General features: G+C 73.6%; 15 protein-coding genes and 1 tRNA gene. 7 read left to right on the forward strand and 9 right to left on the reverse strand.

The annotated features are described in order from the left end of the window. Nucleotides 1-484: 484 nt before the first annotated feature. Together OG753_RS00420 and OG753_RS00425 are read left to right on the forward strand one after the other, a co-directional pair. Complete coding sequence (locus OG753_RS00420; RefSeq protein WP_405786616.1) at nucleotides 485-826, forward strand: HopJ type III effector protein; 342 nt, start codon at nucleotides 485-487, stop codon at nucleotides 824-826. Between the two features lie 1156 nt (nucleotides 827-1982). Next, on the forward strand, nucleotides 1983-3020 hold the full coding sequence (locus OG753_RS00425) for a PP2C family protein-serine/threonine phosphatase (RefSeq protein ID WP_327260088.1): 1038 nt from the start codon (nucleotides 1983-1985) through the stop codon (nucleotides 3018-3020). 25 nt (nucleotides 3021-3045) lie between these two features. Here OG753_RS00425 and OG753_RS00430 read toward each other — a convergent pair whose 3' ends face one another. Both OG753_RS00430 and OG753_RS00435 read right to left on the reverse strand, forming a co-directional pair. Continuing rightward, nucleotides 3046-3372, reverse strand: coding sequence for a hypothetical protein (locus tag OG753_RS00430; RefSeq protein ID WP_327260089.1), 327 nt, complete (start codon nucleotides 3370-3372; stop codon nucleotides 3046-3048). Nucleotides 3373-3447: 75 nt separating this feature from the next. Next, nucleotides 3448-5181, reverse strand: a complete 1734-nt coding sequence (locus tag OG753_RS00435; protein ID WP_327260090.1) for a PKD domain-containing protein — start codon at nucleotides 5179-5181, stop codon at nucleotides 3448-3450. 374 nt (nucleotides 5182-5555) lie between these two features. Between OG753_RS00435 and OG753_RS00440 the strand changes: the two genes are divergently transcribed. Further along, nucleotides 5556-6527: a phospholipase gene (locus tag OG753_RS00440; RefSeq protein ID WP_405786617.1), complete on the forward strand. Its 972-nt coding sequence runs from the start codon at nucleotides 5556-5558 to the stop codon at nucleotides 6525-6527. 98 nt (nucleotides 6528-6625) lie between these two features. On the opposite strand, the gene OG753_RS00445 is transcribed toward OG753_RS00440, so the two are convergent. Next, nucleotides 6626-7771 carry an epoxide hydrolase family protein gene (locus OG753_RS00445; protein WP_327260092.1) on the reverse strand — a complete coding sequence of 382 codons (1146 nt, stop codon included), beginning with the start codon at nucleotides 7769-7771 and terminating at the stop codon, nucleotides 6626-6628. Between the two features lie 63 nt (nucleotides 7772-7834). Here OG753_RS00445 and OG753_RS00450 point away from each other — a divergent pair, with 63 nt between their 5' ends. Continuing rightward, nucleotides 7835-8803 carry a transcriptional regulator gene (locus OG753_RS00450; protein WP_327260093.1) on the forward strand — a complete coding sequence of 323 codons (969 nt, stop codon included), beginning with the start codon at nucleotides 7835-7837 and terminating at the stop codon, nucleotides 8801-8803. Between the two features lie 102 nt (nucleotides 8804-8905). On the opposite strand, the gene OG753_RS00455 is transcribed toward OG753_RS00450, so the two are convergent. From OG753_RS00455 to OG753_RS00470, 4 genes are all read right to left on the reverse strand, one after another. After that, nucleotides 8906-9283 (reverse strand): hypothetical protein, encoded by a 378-nt coding sequence (locus OG753_RS00455; RefSeq protein WP_405786618.1) that lies wholly within the window; start codon nucleotides 9281-9283, stop codon nucleotides 8906-8908. 162 nt (nucleotides 9284-9445) lie between these two features. Further along, nucleotides 9446-10072: a maleylpyruvate isomerase family mycothiol-dependent enzyme gene (locus tag OG753_RS00460; RefSeq protein WP_327260095.1), complete on the reverse strand. Its 627-nt coding sequence runs from the start codon at nucleotides 10070-10072 to the stop codon at nucleotides 9446-9448. A 59-nt stretch (nucleotides 10073-10131) separates the two neighbouring features. Continuing rightward, nucleotides 10132-12798 carry a DUF6493 family protein gene (locus OG753_RS00465; RefSeq protein ID WP_405786619.1) on the reverse strand — a complete coding sequence of 889 codons (2667 nt, stop codon included), beginning with the start codon at nucleotides 12796-12798 and terminating at the stop codon, nucleotides 10132-10134. Beyond that, nucleotides 12795-14198: an SWIM zinc finger family protein gene (locus tag OG753_RS00470; RefSeq protein WP_405786620.1), complete on the reverse strand. Its 1404-nt coding sequence runs from the start codon at nucleotides 14196-14198 to the stop codon at nucleotides 12795-12797. The genes OG753_RS00465 and OG753_RS00470 overlap by 4 nt, the downstream gene beginning before the upstream one ends. Before the next feature lie 225 nt (nucleotides 14199-14423). Between OG753_RS00470 and OG753_RS00475 the strand changes: the two genes are divergently transcribed. Beyond that, a tRNA-Trp gene (locus OG753_RS00475) sits at nucleotides 14424-14498 on the forward strand. A 51-nt stretch (nucleotides 14499-14549) separates the two neighbouring features. Here the strand turns inward: OG753_RS00475 and OG753_RS00480 are convergent. Together OG753_RS00480 and OG753_RS00485 are read right to left on the reverse strand one after the other, a co-directional pair. Next, nucleotides 14550-15302, reverse strand: a complete 753-nt coding sequence (locus OG753_RS00480) for a DUF4328 domain-containing protein (protein WP_405786621.1) — start codon at nucleotides 15300-15302, stop codon at nucleotides 14550-14552. Nucleotides 15303-15393: 91 nt separating this feature from the next. Then, nucleotides 15394-16704: an MFS transporter gene (locus OG753_RS00485; RefSeq protein ID WP_405786622.1), complete on the reverse strand. Its 1311-nt coding sequence runs from the start codon at nucleotides 16702-16704 to the stop codon at nucleotides 15394-15396. 72 nt (nucleotides 16705-16776) lie between these two features. On the opposite strand from OG753_RS00485, the gene OG753_RS00490 reads away from it, so the two are divergent. Then, a complete protein-coding gene (locus OG753_RS00490; RefSeq protein ID WP_405786623.1) occupies nucleotides 16777-17766 on the forward strand; it encodes a GlxA family transcriptional regulator in 990 nt (329 codons plus the stop codon). Between the two features lie 55 nt (nucleotides 17767-17821). Further along, the gene (locus tag OG753_RS00495; protein ID WP_327260101.1) at nucleotides 17822-18307 is read left to right on the forward strand and encodes a hypothetical protein; all 486 of its coding nucleotides are present in this window, start codon (nucleotides 17822-17824) and stop codon (nucleotides 18305-18307) included. Nucleotides 18308-18345 lie beyond the last annotated feature (38 nt).

Here is an 18345-nt window from a genome sequence, read left to right on the forward strand (position 1 = left end):
GAGGGCGACCCCTCCGGCAACGGCTGCGGTCACAAGTGCCGCGGCCGCAGCCCACTTTGCGCCACGGCCCCAGCCCACGGTCCTGCCCATACGTCCCCCACCTCGCGCGATATACCGGAGCGGCATGTTCCGGCGCAGACACAGGCTAGTTCCGGCACTTCGGTGACCATCGACCGGCGTACGTGAGAGCTCCGTGCGGCCTGCCCGCTCCGCAGTTGACGGCCAACGGGACGCTCCGGAGAGGAGCGGGGGCCCTCGAGAGTCCGACCCCGGCCGCGCGTGCGGGGCGCCCCGGTACGCCTGGACGGTGCGTGCCCGGACCGAAACCGGCTCTCGGCGGGGCACACCGACGCACACATCGTGACCTGCGGAGATGCCGCGCGTTCCGGTATGTGGCGGGATTCCTGCCGGCTGGCTGAAGGGGGGTATCGTCCCCCGGTCACGGACGGCAATCGGAGCGTCTGTTCAACCCAAGGAGTCCGACATGACCGATCTGAACTCGCTGCGGGCAAGCCTGGCGTCAGGTGAACACGAGTTCGCCGACACCTTGGCGTTCGTCACCGCGCATTTCGAATACCAGCCGCAGGCATTCCGCAACGGTGAACAGGAAAACGCGGCAGGTGAGAACGAGGGTTCCTGCAAGACGCTGGCACTGGCCCTGCTGGAAGGACTGAGCGACCAGGAAGCACTGCAGGCGTTCGGCGAGCACTACCGCAGCGTGCTGGCAACGCCGAACGACACCGATCACAGCAACATCCGCAACCTCATGGCCCATGGCCTGGCAGGGGTGCGCTTCGCCGGGCAGCCGTTGACCCGGAGGAGCTGAAACAACGACGGCACCGGCAACGGGGCGGTCCCGGCCTTCCCCGCGCGCCCGCCGCCGACCGCCTGCGCCTGCGCCTGCGCCTGACATACGTGCCGATCCGCGGCGCGGCCCGCGAACTCCTCTCGGCTGTCGTCCCCGCCGCGGAATTCCTCTGGAGCCGGGCGTCGGGATGCGCGTGCGATGGAGCGGCCGGCAGGTGGCGGAAGCGTCGCTGACTCCCTGCAGTCCCGGTCGGTACGAGCGTGTCCTCATGCCCGGCGACGAGAAGACGCTTGCGGCGATCGGTGCGATCGCCACGGGTGAGAGCACTGCCCGCCTCTACGTCGCCCCCGCCCCGCCGGGCCGGCCGGAGCGGCTGCATCTGTGTGTTCGCGGAGCTCCCGGTGCTGTGCGCGTCACCGGCTTCCTCGAGACGCACCGGGACCTTCTGGTGCGGCAGACACAGGCCGCCATGCGGTGTGCTGCTGCCGCGTGTGAAAGCGCCGGCGACACAGGAGCCGCGGGCCGGCTGCGGAGCATGGCCGGTGCGTTGCCTGCCGCGAGACGGGCCGCGGACAGGAAGAGCACGGGCCGCAGTGTGCGGACGGTCTCCGGTGGGCTGCCGACGCTCGGGCCTCGTCGCTGAACCCAGGCCTGTCGCCGCCTCGCCGGCCCCCTCGCCGGCCCGCTCGCGGCCGCGGAGCGCCGCGGGGGCTGTGCGGGGCGGCCTGCGGGCCGTGGGCGGCTGCCTGGGGCGGTCGGGCCCGGCGTCGTCGTTCTCCGGGCCGGTACGGACGTTCTCCGGGCCGGTACGCAGCGGACCGGGTGTGCGTGGACGTCGTGGGGCTGGCCGCGGGTCGGATTTCCGCGGTGGGGCCGGAGCCCCGTCCGGGTTCTCGCGCCGGGGCCCGGTTCCGGGGCGGGCTTCGGGGTTTCCGGTCTGCGGAAACCCCGGGGCTCCGCCCGGGGGCCGGGGGGGCGGATGTCAGGCGTTTTGCCTGGTCGGCCTGCCTGCAGGGCTCGATGCGACGGCCGGCGGCCGGGCGGCCCCGCGATCCGGGGCAGGCGGCCGGCTCTGATCGTCAGAGCGCTATGCCCTCATTACGTAGATATTCTGTGAAGTGTGATCGAGTCTGGACGGCCGCGGCTCCGCCGGCGCCCCGGCCCGGGAAGACTTGTGCGGCTGTCGCCGGTCATCCTGACCGTCGTCATCGCCAGCCTGGCCTACGCCACTCCTCCGGAAATGGCCTTCAGCCGTCTCCTGCCCGCAGCGCCGGCCCTCGCCGCCGCCATGTGGCCGGTGCTTCCCACCGTTCTGCTCGGGACGGTCTGCCTCCTTCTGATGATCGGCCTCGGCTTCGTCTTCCCCGATCTGGGGACGTGGTGGACGGCCTCGGGGATCATCGCGGTCACCGTGGCGGCCGCGTACGGAAGCCACGTCCGGCTCCAGCGGGAGCGCACCCTCTTCCAGGTCCGGCTCGTCGCCGACGCGGCGCAGCAGGTGGTGCTCAGCCCCATGCCCCGCCGCTTCGGCAGTATCGAGATCGAGGCGCTGTACCTGGCGGCCGCGGCCGAGGCACGCATCGGCGGGGACTTCTACGAGGTGGTCGACACGCCCTTCGGGGTGCGGCTGCTCATCGGTGACGTGCGGGGCAAGGGCCTGCCGGCGGTGGGGGCGGCCGCGGCGATCGTCAATGCCTTCCGGGAGGCCGCCTACAGCGAGAAGGACATGGTCAACGTCGCGCGCCGGCTGGATGCCAGCAGCACCCGCTACAACGCCGCCTTTCCACCCGAGGGGCCGATGGAGCGGTTCGCCACCGCCCTTCTCGTCGAGATCCCGCACGAGGGGAGACGTATCGGCATCCTCAATTGCGGGCATCCCCCGCCGCTGCTCCTGAACGGCGGGAAGGTCCGTTTCCTGGAGCCCACCAATCCTTCGGCGCTGCTGAGTCTCGCGGAGCTGATCGGCGACCACTACAACGTCGACACCTTCGATTTCGCCCCCGATGACCTGCTGCTTCTCTATACCGACGGGATCGCCGAGACCCGCGCCCGCGACGGCGAGTTCTTCCCGTTGGCGGCCTGGATGCGCCGACAGCCCCCGACACCGCCCCGTGAGCTGCTCACGGCCCTTCACCGCGACCTTCTCGACTACAGCAGAGGAGGTCTCGACGACGACATCGCCGCCCTCGCCGTACGGCTGTGCAGGCCCTGAGCCCTGCCCGGGTCTGCCGTTCGGTTCAGTCTTCGGTGTCCGGCGAAGCAGGTGCGTTCCCGGCGGTGGGGGTGATCCGGGCGGTCCATGACCAGGGCTCCCGGGGCGGATCCCATTTCACCTCGGTCTCGGTGTCGTGGAAGTGGCGCGCGAGTTCCCTCACCATCACCGCCGCCGCGGCCCGTGCTTCCTGCGGTCCGGTGCCGGTGGGCACGTCCAGGCGGCCGCAGAGCATTCCGCCTTCCACGGTGAGGATGCTGGTGCGCCAGCCCTCCGGCGTCGCCAGCAGGACGATCCCCTTCGGAATGCCGAAGACGGGGCGCTTCCTCTTCACCTTCTTGCGTCTGACCATGCCGCCATTCAACGACGGCCGGGCCGGTGGGGGCTTGCAGGGGGCGGCGCGCTCGGGCGGGCCGCCCCCCGGGCATCACTTCGACTGGTAGACGCCGAAGACGTCGAGCACCAGGTCGGCGTCCTGGTAGCCCTGGTTCCAGAAGGTGATGACGCCGTGGTCGCCGTCGCCGGCCTGCACCAGGTTCGGGACGATCGCGCCGGCCGTCCAGTTCAGGGTGGAGGTGCCGGGGCGCGGTGCGGCGGGTGCGGCGCTCTCGCCGGGCGCCGGCAGCGGGTAGGGGCTCGGCTCCACCGAGAGGAACCCGTCTCCGCCGGTCTCGGTGACGGTGGTGTTCAGTACGTACGCCTCGACACCCGTCGCGGCCTCGGGTGTGAACCCCTGCGTGATGTACTCGCGGGCCCGGAACCGGCCGCCGGGCCAGCCGTAGGCCTCTTCGCGGGTGTCGAGGGTGCGGAACGGGGTGAAGGGCAGGAAGGCGGCCTTGCTGTCCTTGCTGTAGTAGCCGACGACGTCGACGACCACGTGGGCCGGCATCCAGGCCCCGTTGAAGACCTTGATCGTCCCGTCCGCGGCCACCGGCACGATCACGGCGTTGGCGACCGTCTGGCCGGTCACGAAGTTCAGGTTCGATGCCGTCGGGACCGGCCCGTCGCCGTAGGCGGTCAGGTGGCCCGTCCCCTGGGGTTCGGTCACCGTGACGTTCAGCGCCACGGCCGTGATGCCCTCGGGCACCCCGTTCAGGCCGCTGATCCGGGTCGTGAACGCGCTGCGTGCGGCGAGTTTGCCCGGGGCGGTGCCGGTGCCGAGGCCCTTACGGGTGTCCACGAACCGGGCGGGCGCCATCGAGGTGTAGCCGGCGGCCTGGGCCCGGGTGAAGTAGCCGGTGACGTCGGCGATCAGGTCGACCGGCTGTCCGCCGCCGTTGTAGAGCTCCACGTACCCGTCCTCGCCGACCGGCACGATCACCAGGTTCGGGACGGACCGGCCGGCCGTGTAGTTCAGGTTGGAGGTGCCCGGGCGGTCGTAGCCGGTGCCGGGCCATGCGGTCACGTAGCCGCTGTCGACGGTCTCGGTGACCGTGACGTTGAGGGCGACGGCGGTGACGCCCGCCGGGACGGAGGCGTTGCCGGCCACCTTGACCCGGGCGGAGCCCTGTCCGGGGACCTTGGCCGCGGGTGCGCCGGTGCCGGTGCCGTAGCGGGTGTCGAGGAGCCGGGTCGGGGTGTGCGGGGTGAAGTCGGAGCCGGGGGTGAGGAAGGCGCCTCCGTTGACGGCCTGGACGGCGTTGGCGGTGTCGGTCACCGTCACCTTGACCTGGTACTCGCCGGACTTGTCGTACGTGTGGGAGTGGTGCAGCTCGGCGGTGCCCTGGGCGGTGAGCGTGTCGGTCTTCCCGTCGCCCCAGTCGATGACGACGCCGAGTGCGAAGTCGGCGCTGGTGATCAGAGTGGTGAGCTCGATGCCGTGTGCGGTGTAGCTGGTGCCGCTGACGTCGACCGCGAGGGTCGGGTTGGCTCCCGCGTCCAGTGCGGCCGGCCCGTCCTGTGCGGCCTGCGCCGTCTGCGGGGCTTGTGCGGCCTGTGCGGTCTGTGGCGCGGCGGTTTTGGCGTTCGCCTTGCCGTTGCCCGCGGCGGTGGCGGCGGGCAGGGCGGTACGGATCGTACGGTCGGCCGGGCTGTGGAAGCCCTTGGAGGTGGATGCCTCGGCTATCGCCTCGGCCACACCGGCCGCGGCGGGTACGGGATCCGCCGCCTGCGCGGTGCCCGGGATGATGCCGAGACCGGCGGCCACGAGGGCAGCGGTCATTACGAGTCGGTGGTTGCGCACCGGCCCCCCAGTTGTGGTGATGAGCGAAGAGGGGCCACCGTATGGAAGGTTCCGGCCAAGGGTCGCGGGGTTCTGTCGGGATTCACTCCATAGGGGCCAAGGCTTTACCGGCTGTGCGGTTTGTGATCGACAGGAAGCCGCCGGAACGGGCCGGGCACGCCCGGCCGGCAGGCGCCGGCCGGCACCGGCGGCCGTGGCGGCCGCCCCGTCGCCGCGGAAGCGGTTTCTCGCCACTCGCGGGCCGCCCGGGGGCGCCCTTCACCGGGTTTCGTTCATGATGCATTCATCGCATGCGGCATGCGATGAATGATGCCGATCGCCCGATTCGGACACCGACATGACGGGGTGTTTCCTTGACCGCTTGCCCACGGATGCTCCTGGCGCTGATCGCGGCCCTGTGCGCCGTCATCGGCGCCACCGCTCTCGGCGCGGCCCCGGCGGCAGCAGCCGATCAGCGTCACCCGGTCTATGCCATCGCGCACCGCGTCGACACCCTGGGCGGTGTGGACGCCGCGCTCGCGCACGGGGCCAACAGCATCGAGATGGACGTCTGCGCCTGGTGGAACCCGAACGAATGGCGGGCCTGGCACGACTGTTCATCGGCCGGTGACAACCGGCTGGGCCCCAGCTTCGACAGCATGATCGACCGCATTCTCGCCCACGCGAATGCAGGACGCCGGCTGGCGCTGGTCTGGCTGGACATCAAGGACCCGAACTACTGCGGGGAGCGGGAGAACCGCGGATGCAGCGTCGCGGGACTGCGTGACAAGGCGCAGCGGCTGACGGCCGCCGGGATCCCGGTGCTCTACGGGTTCTACGAGTACCACGGCGGCAGCGACCCGGACGTCGGCGGCCGGGGGTGGAGGAGTCTGGAGGGCAGGCTCGGCGGTCTGGAGGGGATCACGACGACCGGGACCCGCGACCGGGTCCAGGGTGCCTTCAACCGGTCCGGTCCGGGGTTCCCGGCCGGCCGCCGGGTGATGGACTACGGCGACAGCGACATCACCAAGGGGTTCGGCAACTGCACGGAACCCACGTACTACACGTGCGCGGAGCTGAAGAAGGGCGCCGCGGACCGTGACAGCGGGGCCCTCGCGGCCACCCTGGCCTGGACGACCACGTACAACGATCCGTGGTACGTCGACAAGCTGCTGGGCGACGGGCGGGTGGACGGCATCATCGCGGGCTACGGGGCCTTCACCGGGGTGCGTGACTACAACGGCGGCTGGCAGTGCGCCCATTCCATCGGCCTCGTCCGCGACTGGGTGAACCGCCACGGCGGTACCCATCGGATGGCGACCGCCGGTGACCGCCTGTTCGGCTAGGGCAGCACGACGATGCCGTGCACCGGCCGGGCCCGTATCCGGTGCACGGTGTCGCGGTCGCGCCCGGCGCCCGCGGGGGCGGGTCCCCGCGGGGGCGGTCAGCCGGTGAGGGTGGCGAAGAAGGCGCGGACGTCGGTGAGGTACGCCTGCGGCTGTTCCAGTGCGAGGAAGTTGCCCCCGTGTTCCAGCTCGCTCCAGTGGGTGATGCGGTGGTCCCGCTCAGCGAACCGGCGGATGGCGACATCGGTGTTCAGGACGACGGCGACGCCGGTGGGGACGGTGCCGCGCGGCTTCGGTGCCCAGGCGCTCGCGTCGTGGCCCGCTTCGTAGTAGAGGTTCGCCGAGGAGCCGGCCGTGCCGCTGAACCAGTAGACGCTGATGTTGGTCAGCAGGCGGTCGCGGCCCACCGCGTCCTCGGGGAGTTCGGCGGCGGGGTCCGTCCATTCCTTGAACTTCTCGGCGATCCAGGCGAGCTGGCCGACCGGCGAGTCGTGCAGGCCGTAGGCGAGGGTCTGCGGGCGGGTGGACTGGATGGCGTTGAAGCCCATCCGGTCCTGCTGGAACTCCTCCAGCCGGGCGAGGCGTTCCTGCTCGGAGGCGGTCAGCCCCTCGCATTCGGCGGGGTCCCCGGAGGGGAAGGTGATCAGGCCGTTGACGTGGATGCCGATGACCCGGTCGGGGGCCCGGCGCCCCATCTCGGCGGCGATCCAGGCTCCGCCGCCCGTTCCCTGGACGCCGTACGAGTCGTGTCCGAGCCGGCTCATCAGCTCGACGAACGCGGCGGCGATGCGGCCGGTGTTCCAGCCGGCCTCGCCGAGCGGGCCGGAGAAGCCGGTGCCCGGCGTGGAGGTCACGACGACGTGGAAGTCCTGCGCCAGCGGCCGGATGACGTCGACGAACTGGACGAACGAGCAGGGCCAGTCGTGCAGCAGGAGCAGCGGGACGGCCGCCGGGTTCTGCGAACGGACGTGGAGGAAGTGGATGTTCTGGCCGTCGATCTCGGTGGTGAACTGGGGGAACTCGTTGAGCTCCGCCTCCGCCTTGCGCCAGTCGAAGCCGTCGGCCCAGTACGCGGCCAGGGCCTTGAGGTAGTCGCCCGGCACGCCCCGGCTCCAGCCGGCGCCGGGGATCTCGCTGCCCCAGCGGGTGCGCCCCAGCCGGTCGCGCAGGTCGTCGAGCTCGGCCTGCGGGATGTCGATGCGGTAGGGGCGGATCCGGGCGTCGGTGTTGCTGCTGGTCTCCATGGGTAGAACGATATTCTCGATATAGGCACGGTGCCTTCCTAATGACACTTCAGGCTGGGCTTCATGCTTGATACTTCCGCGCGTCTGCTGCGTCTGCTGTCCCTGCTGCAAACCGCTCGGTCCTGGCCGGGGTCCGAGCTGGCCGAGCGCTTGGGGGTGAGCGGGCGGACGGTCCGCAACGACATCGACCGGCTGCGTGAGCTCGGTTATCCCGTGGACGCCACGCGCGGCACGACCGGCGGCTACCGGCTGGGCGCCGGGGCGGTGATGCCCCCGCTGCTCCTCGACGACGAGGAGGCCGTCGCGGTGACGATCGCCCTGCACACCGCTGCGCAGGGCACTGTCCCCGGCACCGAGGAGACCTCGCTGCGGGCGCTGGCCAAGCTCGAGCAGGTGCTGCCCTCGCGTCTGCGCAGGCGTGTGCGGGCCTTGCGGGCGTACACGGTGGCCGTGCCCGCCGACCGTCCGGCGCCTGCCGTCTCCGCGGAGGTGCTGACCGTCCTGGTGTCCGCCTGCCGCGACCGGGAACGGCTGCGCTTCGACTACCTGGACCACGCCGGGGCGTCCACCCGCCGCATCGTGGAGCCGTACCGGGCGGTGAACTGGGGACGGCGCTGGTACCTGGTGGCATGGGACGTCGAGCGCGAGGACTGGCGGACCTTCAGGGCCGACCGGATCCGGCCCCGTACCCCGGCCGGGCCGCGCTTCGCCCCGCGCGAGGCGCCCGACGGCGACCTCGCGGCGTACGTCTCCCGGCGGGTGTCGGGCGCCGCGTGGCGCTACCGGGCGCGGGTGACCGTGCACGCTCCGGCGGCGGTGGTGCTGGAGCGGATCAACCCCGCGGTCGGCACGGTCGAGGCGATCGACGCCGACAGCTGTGTCCTGATGACCGGTGCCGACACGGTGCAGACCCTCGCCGTCCATCTGGGCATGCTCGACTGCGACTTCGACGTCACCGGGCCGGAGGAACTGGTCACCCATCTGCGCCTGCTCGCGGAGCGCTGTGCCCGCTCGACGCCGCCGCTCCGCTGAGGCGGCCGAGCCGGGCGCCGGGTGCGGGGCCGGGCGTCGGGTGCGGGGCCGGGCGTCGGGTGCGGCGTTGCGGCCTCCGGCTCCGGGCGGGCGGGAACGGGCTCAGCCGCGTGCGGCGACGGCCGTCCCGAGGAAGGACCAGCCGTCGGCCTTCGTTTCGCGCCGCTCCCCCGGTTGCCACCCGCGGGCCAGCGCCGCGTCGAGCAGGACCCGTACGGTGCCCGGTTCGTGCAGGTTCAGGGCGCCGACGCCGACCTCTCCCACCTCGCCCGATCCCGTGGTGAACCCCGAGACGTACCGGGTGGGACCCTCGTCGAAGACGAAACGCAGCAGGCCGCCGGTGCCCGGCGGCTGAGCGTGCAGGGTGAGGGTTTTGCGGCAGCCACCGTTCTCCGGCACGTGGTGGCCGTGGCGGACCGTCCACATGTAGGTCCGCCCGTCGGCGACGAGCCGGCGGGGCTTGTTCGAGGAGCGGGGCATACGGCGGAGCGTACGCGGCCCGGCGGGACGGTCCCAGGGATTTCCTTCTCGCCGGGCCGCCACTTCCCGGGCCCCGTTCCCCGGGCCGCCGCTCCCGGGCCGCCGGTCCCCCCGCGGCGCCGTTCCCCGTGGCCGGCCGGTCGCCCCAGCCGGCCGGTCGCCTCAGCCCCCTTCGGCGAGCGCCGCGACGCCCGGGCCGGTGAGGTCGTCCAGGGCCACCCGGCGGCCCGCCACCGCCATCAGGAGGGAGAGCGCGGGTCCTCTGGCCTCCGGTCCGGAACCGATCGCCAGGTCGGCGTCCTTGGCCGTCAGACGGACGCGCGTCACCAGCTCCTTGGCCCCGCCGAACGACGCGGGGGTCCGTGTCTGCAGCCTGAGTGCCCTGACGACGGCCTCCTGCGGGTAGCGGCGGGTGAGCCCCAGGGGCCGTCGGATGTCCTCACCGTGCACGATCTCCTCGACGAGGCGGCTGTCCAGGGGCGCCGGTGGGGTCGACGTGCGCGGGGCCGCCTCGCGCAGCCGCTGCAGGGTCTCGTGCGGCGTGGCCCCGCGTGCGTGTTCGACGCCGCGGGCGTTCTGCCGGTCGAAGTCGAAGCGCGCCCGGACCAGTCCGGTCACGAAGCCCAGGCGCGTCGTGCGGGCCGTGTCGACCAGATGGGCGACCACGTCGTGCACGGTCCACCCCTCACAGAGCGACGGCTGCCGCCACTGCTCGGGACCCAGGCGCTCCAGGTCCTCGATCAGGGCCGCCCGTTCGGCGTGCACCATCCGCCAGACGTCTTCCACCATGGTTTTCCCTTCGTCGCTCACAGTGTCCGCCGGGCAGGGCCCGGCGGCCCGGACATCCGTCAGTGCGCGGCCGGCGTCTGCGCGTTGCGGTGGAGGGCGTCGCGCAGCCGGGCGGCCTGGGTGACCAGGCGGGACCTGCCGCCGCGGGCCGCGGTGTCGGCGAGCCCGGCCGGCTGGGGGGACGTCGCTGCGCACTGCTCCGCGCATTCGGCGGCCGTCGCCAGGAGGTCTCCGGCGCCGCGCGGATCGGCGGTGCCGGTCAGCAGGGCGGGCAGTGCGGCGGACAGTACGGCCCAGGTGGTCGCGTAGGCGCCCGTCGCGGCGGCGGTGCGCAGCGAGTCGGCGAGCCGGTTGGGCTTGACCGTGCCCAGGCCGATCAGGTCGGCCAGGTCACCGCCGAGGCGTACGGCGTCCAGGTCGCCGCGGGCGGCGAGGGTGAGGAGCGCGTCCACGGCCCGCAGCCGGTCCTCGGGGTGCCGGGCGCCGAGTCCGGTGGCGACCGCCAGGTGCAGGGCCGGGCCGGCGGGCCCGCCGGCCGCGGCGAGCAGGGGCAGCTGTGCGGAGCCTGCGCGCCCTTCGTGGACGGCGTCGGCGATGACGGCCGGCAGGCCCCAGGCGGCGAGGGTCTCCCGGTCCTCGGGGAGCACCGAGAGCAGCAGGGCGGTGTCCCCGCCGCCGTCCCAGCAGCGGTCGTCCGCGGTGCGGGCGCGCGCCAGTTCGTGGAAGGGGGGCGGGAACTCGCGTACCACGGTGGTGCGTTGTGCGGTGTCCATCACGAGGCGTGCGGGTGTCCGGCCGCCCCACCGGTACTGCACCGTGGGCGCGGTGCGGCGGGTGACGGGCACCGGCTGTCCGGCGGCGCCGAGCCAGGCGGCGAGGCGGTCGCCCTCGGGCGTGCCGAGGGCGGCGGCCTGTGGGGCGACGGCCGGGTCCCGGCGGACCCGCAGCAGGGCCTGGGCGAAGTCGGCCGGGGCGGGGTCCTCGCCGAGGCGGCCGTACTCGGCCAGGCGGGCGACCAGTACCCGGGCGTCGAGGGAGCCGGTCTCCACGGTGGGCGTGGCGAGCAGGAAGGGCAGGGGCCGGGTCATGATGCGGTGCGCGGCCTCGCTCACACGGGCGTGGAGGGCGCTGTGGAGGCCGGTGTGGTGGCAGTCGGCGCGCCAGGACGCGAGCGCCGGCTGTGCCTCGGCCGTCGGCGGCATGTCCATGATGGCGGCGGCGACGTGTTCGAGGCCGGGGAGTTCCTGGGTGTAGTGGCGGGACTGTTCGGGGTCGAGCCACCAGCGGCCCGCCAGGGCGGGACGCAGGGCTTGGGCGAGGGCCGCACGGTCGCGGTGGGAGTGCCGCACCAGTGCGTCGAGGGCGCGCTCGAACTCCTCGACGCCCGCGGTACGGGAGTTGACGACGGCGGCGAGGAGTTCCACGGTCTCGGCGACCGTCCGGGGGGACGGGGCGAGCGGTGCGGGGACGGGGACCGGCGGCAGGATTTCCTCGTAGGGGGCGGTGGCTGCGGCGGGAGCGGCGGCGGCTCCGAGGAGTTCCACGGCGCGGGCCCGGTGGAGCGGGCTCAGCAGCTGTGCCCGGTCGGCGAGTTCGTCGCGCAGTACGGGATCGTCGGTGAGATGCGCGGCGGCCAGTTTCAGGGCCCGTTCCTGGATGTCGGTGTCCGGGTGCCCGAAGGCCTCGCCGAGCTCCGGCAGCAGCTCGGGGGCGGCGGACGGGTCGCGGGTGAGTTCCCTGCCGATGAGTACGAGTTGTGCGCGGACCAGCTTCTTCTCGGTGCGGAACAGGACGGCGCCCGACATTTCGGCGAGCATGCGGGGGGTCAGGTGGCCGGCCGCCGCGACCCGGGCCAGGGTCTGCTGGGCGGTCCCGGCGACGGCGGAGGGGGCGTCGGCGGCCATCGCGATCCAGTCGGCGGCCCGCTCCCGTTCCTCCTCGGCGGTCGGACGGAGCGCTTCCAGGATCGCCTGGTAGGGCTTCAGGTGGGCGGGCTTGCCGCCGCGCAGCAGTCTCGCGGTGCACCCGTCCAGGAGGGCGGCGCGGTCCAGGCACCCCTCGTCGGCCAGGACGGCCAGTGCGCCGGGCCATTGGTTGTGGTCGGCCGTCTCCCAGCGCCGTTCGAGGGCCCGGACCGGTTCGGCGGTCTCGAACAGCCGTGGGGCGAATGCGGTGATGTGGGGGTCGCGGCGCAGGGCGTCCACGAGCGGTGAGCCGGTGGCTCCCACGGCCGCGGCCCAGCCTTCGACGCAGCCGTCGGTGGTGGGTGTCTCGCAGCCGGCGAGCCGGACGAGTGCGCTGATCAGCGGGTAGTCCTGCTCGGCGGTGGTGGGCCGGTCGGCCAGCCGGTGGGCGAGCTTGCCGAGCCACTGCGGGTCGTGGCCGGAGAGTACGTCGAGCAGGGCGGCGGTGGGCGGCTGCGGCCTCCAGCGGCGCAGGTCGGCGGCGCCGATCCAGGCGGCCGCGGCCGCCGCCCCGGTGGTGCAGGCGGCTCCGGCGACCGCCAGGGCCGGGCTCATCAGGTCCCGTTCCCGCCAGCGTTCCCAGCGCGAGGCGCGCAGTTCGCGGCGCAGCTCCTTCAGTTCGGTGAGCAGGACCCTGCGTTCGGCGGGCTCCAGCGGCTGGAGGAGTGCGGGCAGTCGGGCGGTGCGGCCCGCCCGTACGGCTGCGAGGACATCGGCGGTGGTGGCCGCGGGGGCGGGCGTGGCGGTGGCGGTGGCGGTCATCGTGCGGCTCCGGACGGGGCGGGGGTGGTGGTGGGGTGGGCGGCCCGCAGGGCCATGCGGGTGGCGAGTGCGTGCTTGCAGGGGCCGCGGCGGCCCCGGTAGTCGGCCCACCACTGACAGGTGCAGCTGAGTGCGCCACCCGACTCGCGGACCTGGTAGCGGCGTTCGCCGGAAGCCACCACGGCGGTGCCGGGGTGCTCCAGGGTGACCGCGCCCGCCGCCAGCAGGGCGCGGGCGGCGACCAGCCGCGGGTTGTGGCGCTCGGCGCGCCGGGCGTCGTAGGGCAGTTCGCGGTGGAAGTACGCGGCTTCGGCGACGTCGTAGCCGACCCGGCCGGCGGTGCCCAGGCGGGTGAGGGCCGCCCGTACGCGGTCCACGGGCAGCCCCGACTGGCCGGCGAGGTCGGCCGGATCGATACGGGGTTCCCAGGCGAGCAGGACCGAGATCAGTTCGGCGTCCTCGGCGGCCGCGTCGGTGGCGAGGGCCTCCAGGACACCGCCCTCACCGGAGAACCCGCGGCCGGCCTCCGGTGACAGGGTCAGGGTGAGGCGCATCCCGGGCAGGCCCACTTCCCACGCGGAGGCGGTGGGGCCCGCGCCGTCCGGTGCGGGGCCGTACACGCGCAGGCCGGTCGCGTGGCGCAGCACCCGCTGGAAGGCGGCGAGCCGTTCGGGGCCGGGCAGGCAGACCGCGCCGGGCACCGGCCGGGTCGTGGGGCGCAGTGTGCGGCCCGCGGGAACCACCCACAGGGCGCCGCCGGCGGCCCCGCCGCCCGTCGCGGTGCGCGGCAGGGAGCGCAGGAAGCGGGCCGTTTCGGCGGCGCCGAGTTCGGCCCGCAGGTCGAAGCCGGTGGTGACGGCCTGGGATTCGGCGAAGCCGCGCAGCCAGCGCTCGGGGAGCGGGACCTTCTTCTCGACGAGAGGTCCGTCCAGGGTGGTCACCGCCATGGCGTCGGGGCCGACGCGCAGGTGCAGCGGGTCGTCACCGCTGAGCCGGGACAGTGCCTCGCGCAGCGGGTTGTTGACGTCGACGTTGGTCGTGCCGTGGCCCGTGTCGGCGCCGCGCAGGCCGTCGGGCAGCACGTCGAGCCGGGCGTACACCCCGCAGCAGCCGGAGAACGACTCGAAGCGCAGCCGGTCGCCGTTGCCGGTGACCACCGGGTCGAGGGAGGCGCGCAGGGTGCGCTGGTAGTAGCGGGCCGCGGCCACGTCCGCGACGGCGAGCAGGGCCCGTGCGGCCGCCTGAGGTGCGCTCAGGAACCCGGCGAAGAACTGGGGGTGGGCATCGGTGCCGGTCGGGGTCAGGCCTGACGCCGTCTCCAGGTTGAGGGCCTGGCCCGCGTCTGCGGCGGTCAGGGAGGAGGGGCGTGCGTAGGCGAAGGTGTGTGCGGTCCGCGTCATGTCGCAGAAGCTAGGCGGAGCCACTGACAACGCCGTGCGCCCGCGTGGCTGACGCGGTGAACTTCCTTGGCGCGGGCGGGCCGCGAACCGGGCGCGGCCGCCGGGGTGTCGGTGCCGCCGGGTGGCGTGCGTGCCGTGTGCGGAGCGTGGTCCTGCACGGAAAGGATCCTGGAGGAGTTCTCCGCTGTCGCCTGCGGAGCTGCGCCGTTACCATCCCGGGCGGGCGGAGCCGTAGCGCAGAGGTCGACGCGCGCGGTCTCCAAAACCGCGAGGACGCCGGTTCGAATCCGGTCGGCTCCGCCTCTTGCCGTGCGGTGGCCGGCGTTCCTCCTGCGGATGATCCGGCCGGTGTCAGAGTCCTCCCTGGACCGCTGCGGCGGCGGGTCCCTGTGCGGCCCTGGCGTGCTGCATGGCCGTCAGTCTGCGGACGAACAGTACGGCGAGGACGGCGGCCACGAGGTCGAAGGCGTCACCGGCCAGCATCGTCAGGGCTGCGTCGCGCACGGCCTCGGCGCTCTCGGCACTGCTGTAGGCCCGGCCGCCGTACCACCCCAGGAGCTTGGACAGCACGAAGAGGCCCCACCAGAGGTTGACCAGGGTCAACGGGAAGCGGCGGTAGCCTCCGTCGGCTGCGGAGGGCGTGCTCGACCCCCAGGTGGTGACGGCGATCCGGTACGGGAGCCAGAGGTTGGCGAACGGGATGAACCAGGCGCCGATGGCCCAGCCCGTCTTGAGTTTGTCCGCACCCGGGGCGAAGGCCTCGGCGTTCGTGCGCACCCGGTGGAACCAGATGATGAAGACGATGCCCGTCACGATCACGGCATTGCCGTGGACCGTGCCGGCGAGGCCGGTCAGCCTGGTGCCGCGGTCCAGCTCGGCGTCGCTCACCGCGGCGGAATCGGCCAGCATCCGTTCCATGAGCGAGTGGAGGTTCCAGTCGGCGTACAGGGTGCAGGCGTCGGAGGCGATGACCAGCGCGAAGAGCACGGTCAGCGCGGTGGCCAGGCCCACGGGCGCGCGCAGCCGTCCGCCCCTCGCGTCGGGCACGGCGTACGGGCCCTGTGCCGGGGGCGGGGCCGGTGGAGTGGCCGGAGTTGCGGGCATGCTGAGGAACCCCCACGGGTGCGGAACATGAAGAGGCGCGCGCCGGACGGGGCGGGCCGAGGAGGAACCTACGTCAGCAGGTCCGCCCCCGTCACACCCGTTGTTCCGGGCCGGTGGTGCGGCGGAGGGTGCGGATCGCGGGGATCGCGCACAGTGCGGCGCTGCCCGCCAGGCAGGCGCCCGCCGACACCAGCAGCAGCCGGCCCGGGGAGGCCAGTGCGGTGGCCGGTCCCGCCAGTATCTGGCCCAGCGCGATCCCGGAGACCGATCCGGCGAGCTCGTACGCGGTGACCCGGTTGAGGAGGGCGGGCGGGGTGTGGGTCTGGACGCTGGTCGCCCACATCACCGACCAGAACGCCATGGCGCCGCCGCCGAGTACGTGGCCCGCCAGCAGCGCCGGCAGGCCGGCGTCCAGCGCGATGCAGAGCGGCAGTGCGGTGTAGAGCGCCATGGCCACGGTGCCGGCGGCCAGCGGGCGGGCGGGGCGCAGGGGCAGTGCCAGCAGGCCGCCGAGCACCGTTCCGGCGCCGAGGCAGGAGACCGCGAGGCCGTAGGCGTCCGGGCCGAGGCGGGCGCCGATCAGTGCCGAGCCGAGCGGTACCAGGGGGCCGAAGACCAGCACGCCGTAGCCCATCCAGATGAGGATGACCGCCCACATCCAGGTGCGGGCGCGGAATGCCTGCCAGCCCTGGCGCAGGTCGCGGCGGAGCGAACCGGTGGTGCGGGCGCGGGAGTCGGCGTCGGCCGCGGCGGGCGCGGGCGCGTCGACGGTGGGCTCGGCGGGCTCGGCGGGGGTGAGGCGGATGAGGGTCAGGCACAGGCCGCTGAGCAGGAAGGTGCCGGCGTCGATCGCGTACACGGTGCCGGCGCTGGTCAGGGTGATCAGCAGGCCAGCCAGGGCGGGGCCGAGCAGGTGGGCGAGCGCGTCGGCCACCTTGAGGGTGGCGTTGGCCCGTTGCGGCTCGCGGGCGACCAGCGGGACCATCCCGTTCGCGCCCGGCAGGAACATGGCGACGGCCGCACCGGCCAGTGCCGCCATGGTCACCAGCAGCCAGAACGGCGGGGTCCCGGCGAAGAAGGCAGCGGCCAGGATCCCCTGGGTGAGTACCCGTACGAGGTCCGCGCAGACCATCATCCGGCGGGCGCCGAACCGGTCGGCGAGGACCCCGCCGAAGAGGACGAGGAGGACGAACGTCCCGGTCCAGGTACCGAGGACGAGGCCGACGCCGGAGATCCCGTACAGGGCGCCGACGGCGAGTGCGGCGGCGACCGGCATCATCGCGTCGCCGAGGAGCGAGACCGCGCGGGCGGTGAAGTAGAGGGTGAAGCGGCGGTCCCACAACGGGGGCCGGGTGGCCAGTGGATCGGGCCGGCGGCCGGTCGGGGTCTGAGTGGCGGTCACACCACCGATATTGGACTGGACCAATCCCCCGTCCCCAGTGTCCTGAACGACATGATGGGGTACTTTCCCGCCATGACGCCGCGTTCGCTGCCCACGTCCCCGGCGCTGCACAGGGTCGTGGCCCTGCTTCAGCCCCCGCAGTCGTCGTTCCCGCTGGCCTGTGCGGCCGAGGTGTTCGGCGACCACGGCCCGGAGATCCCCGCCCGCTACGCGTTCGGGGTCTGCACCGAGCACCCCGGCCCGGTGCGCACCCGGTCCGGCTACGACATGCTGGTCACCGCGGGCCTGGACGCGTTGGAGGGTGCGGACACGGTGCTGGTGCCCGGCTGGCAGCAGCCGGCCGGCACCGAGGTGCCGGGGGCGGTGGTCGCGGCGGTCCGCCGGGCCCACCGGCGCGGCGCCCGGATCGTCGGCATCTGCTCGGGCGCCTTCGTGCTCGCCGCCGCCGGACTGCTGGACGGCCGGCGGGCCACCACCCACTGGGCGCAGGCCGCCGGACTGGCCGCCCGGTTCCCGCAGGTACGGGTGGACCCCGCGGTGCTCTACGTCGACCACGGCGACGTCTCCACCAGCGCCGGGTCCGCGGCCGGCGTGGATCTGTGCCTGCACCTGGTGGGTGTCGACCAGGGCGCCGCGTACGCGATGCGGATCGCCCGGCGGATGGTGATGCCGCCGCACCGCGAGGGCTGCCAGCTGCAGTACGCCGAACTGCCCACCTCCGGACCGGTGACCGACTCGCTGGCCCCGCTGCTGGAGTGGCTGGGCGGGCGGCTCGACCAGCCGGTCAGTGTCGCCGAGATGGCGGTCCGCTCGCAGGTCTCGGCCCGCACGCTGACCCGGCGCTTCACCGAGCAGCTGGGCATCAGTCCCGGACGCTGGCTGCTGGACCGCAGGATCGCCGCGGCCCGGGCGCTGCTGGAGGAGACGGACCTGCCCGTGGAGACCATCGCGCGCAGGGTCGGTCTGTCCTCGGCGGTCAATCTGCGCCGGCGCTTCCACGAGGCCGTGCGCACCACACCGGCCGCCTACCGGCGTGCCTTTCGCGCGGAGCGGGCCGGGTAGCGGGCCGGGTGGCGCGGCGGCGGTCCGGCCGGGCCCGCGTGCGAGGATCCCCACCATGGATCATGAAGCCGTGTGGACGTCCGGAGCTGCGGGGCGGCCCTGCGCCGGGCCCGAGGAGGTCGTGCGCATGGTGCGCGATGCCGCCCGTGCGGAGCCGGGCGGGCGTGTCGAGGTGCTGGTCGTCTCGTGCGAGCTGTGCGGCAGCGGGGCGGACGGGTTCGAGGTCGCCAAGGGCGAGTGTTTCTGCGTGGGTTGCTGCATACCGGTCGGCATCACGGACGGGGACGTGTACCCGGCGGCGTACCCGTGGACGCTCGCGCCGTCCGGGGTCCCGCTGCCGCCCGCCTCGCCGGGGCCGGGCTTCGAGCCGTCGGACCTGCCCGAATGCCCCGCAGGGGACGGCGTGTTCCAGGTCGCGGTCGCGCTCTCGTTCGCGCAGGACGGAGCGGTACGGAGCATCTCGGTCGGCCTGAGGTGCCCGCAGGACGGCGCGCTGTGCCTGTACGTCGACAACGCGCACGTGGTTGCGGCCGCGGCCTGACCGGCGCACGGGCGCACGGGCTCGCGGGCTCGCGGACT

The organism is Streptomyces sp. NBC_00029, assembly GCF_045160505.1.
Lineage (GTDB): Bacteria > Actinomycetota > Actinomycetes > Streptomycetales > Streptomycetaceae > Streptomyces.

What these genes read in the sequence shown, in the direction of transcription:
- OG753_RS00420 (WP_405786616.1), top strand. Translation starts at nt 485, where the DNA reads ATGACCGATCTGAACTCGCTGCGGGCAAGCCTGGCGTCAGGTGAACAC.
- OG753_RS00430 (WP_327260089.1), bottom strand. Translation starts at nt 3,372, where the DNA reads ATGGTCAGACGCAAGAAGGTGAAGAGGAAGCGCCCCGTCTTCGGCATT.
- OG753_RS00435 (WP_327260090.1), bottom strand. Translation starts at nt 5,181, where the DNA reads ATGACCGCTGCCCTCGTGGCCGCCGGTCTCGGCATCATCCCGGGCACC.
- OG753_RS00445 (WP_327260092.1), bottom strand. Translation starts at nt 7,771, where the DNA reads ATGGAGACCAGCAGCAACACCGACGCCCGGATCCGCCCCTACCGCATC.
- OG753_RS00450 (WP_327260093.1), top strand. Translation starts at nt 7,835, where the DNA reads ATGCTTGATACTTCCGCGCGTCTGCTGCGTCTGCTGTCCCTGCTGCAA.
- OG753_RS00455 (WP_405786618.1), bottom strand. Translation starts at nt 9,283, where the DNA reads ATGCCCCGCTCCTCGAACAAGCCCCGCCGGCTCGTCGCCGACGGGCGG.
- OG753_RS00460 (WP_327260095.1), bottom strand. Translation starts at nt 10,072, where the DNA reads ATGGTGGAAGACGTCTGGCGGATGGTGCACGCCGAACGGGCGGCCCTG.
- OG753_RS00465 (WP_405786619.1), bottom strand. Translation starts at nt 12,798, where the DNA reads ATGACCGCCACCGCCACCGCCACGCCCGCCCCCGCGGCCACCACCGCC.
- OG753_RS00470 (WP_405786620.1), bottom strand. Translation starts at nt 14,198, where the DNA reads ATGACGCGGACCGCACACACCTTCGCCTACGCACGCCCCTCCTCCCTG.
- OG753_RS00480 (WP_405786621.1), bottom strand. Translation starts at nt 15,302, where the DNA reads ATGCCCGCAACTCCGGCCACTCCACCGGCCCCGCCCCCGGCACAGGGC.
- OG753_RS00490 (WP_405786623.1), top strand. Translation starts at nt 16,777, where the DNA reads ATGACGCCGCGTTCGCTGCCCACGTCCCCGGCGCTGCACAGGGTCGTG.
- OG753_RS00495 (WP_327260101.1), top strand. Translation starts at nt 17,822, where the DNA reads ATGGATCATGAAGCCGTGTGGACGTCCGGAGCTGCGGGGCGGCCCTGC.